A 746-nucleotide genomic window follows, 5' to 3' on the forward strand; every position below is an offset into this window, starting at 1 on the left:
TTTCGCCCCCTTTCGATCTCCTCTAACTTTTTTAAGAATAAATTCTCAACACGTAAACGTTCATTTTCCCTTTCAAGCTTTTTCATCTGAAGCTTGATTTTATCTTCTGGAGTTAATTCAGCTGCTTCTTTTTTCCTTCCACGCTTATCTTTAAGTGCTTCATCTCCACCATCTTCATACTTCTTAACCCACTGGTACACTTGTTGATATGAGACCCCATGAGTCTCGGCTGTTCTTTGATAATCTTTTCCGTTCTCCAAGTAATCAAGTACAATTTGAATCCGTTCATTCCAAGTAGTTTTTCTGCCTTTGGTCATAGAGCTCGTCCTCCCCTTAGACGTATCCTTAAAATCTCTATGACTATTATACTTGTTAATCCATTGCCTGAGGACAGATTGGTCAGATATTTCGTACTTACTTGTGACCTCACGTAAAGAATATTCACCTGAAAGATAATCCAATACAGCAGATTGTTTAACTCCCTTTGTGTATGATTTCCAGGTGGAGGACTCTTTGAGACCTTCGGTTCCGAATTTATCGAACTTTTTTCTCCATTCCTGAATAGTGGATATATTCACCTTAAACTTCTCCGCAAGTTCACTTAGTGAATACAAACCATCCTCCCAAGCTTTTAGAACCTCATATTTATACTCTGCAGAAAAAGCTCTTTTGGACATAAAAAATACTCCCCTTAAGTAGCCAGATTTTTATTTTTTAATCTGTCTACCTAAAGGGGAGCATATCAA

General features: G+C 37.5%; 1 protein-coding gene. It reads right to left on the reverse strand.

Going from position 1 to position 746, the window contains the following annotated elements:
- Window positions 1-677: helix-turn-helix domain-containing protein (locus tag G6554_RS25330; RefSeq protein ID WP_166246848.1), on the reverse strand; the 677-nt coding region annotated here is incomplete at its 3' end.
- Between the last annotated feature and the right edge of the window lie 69 nt (window positions 678-746).

Origin of the sequence: Bacillus sp. MM2020_4 (genome assembly GCF_011250555.1) — a bacterium.
Taxonomy (GTDB): Bacteria; Bacillota; Bacilli; order Bacillales; family Cytobacillaceae; genus Neobacillus.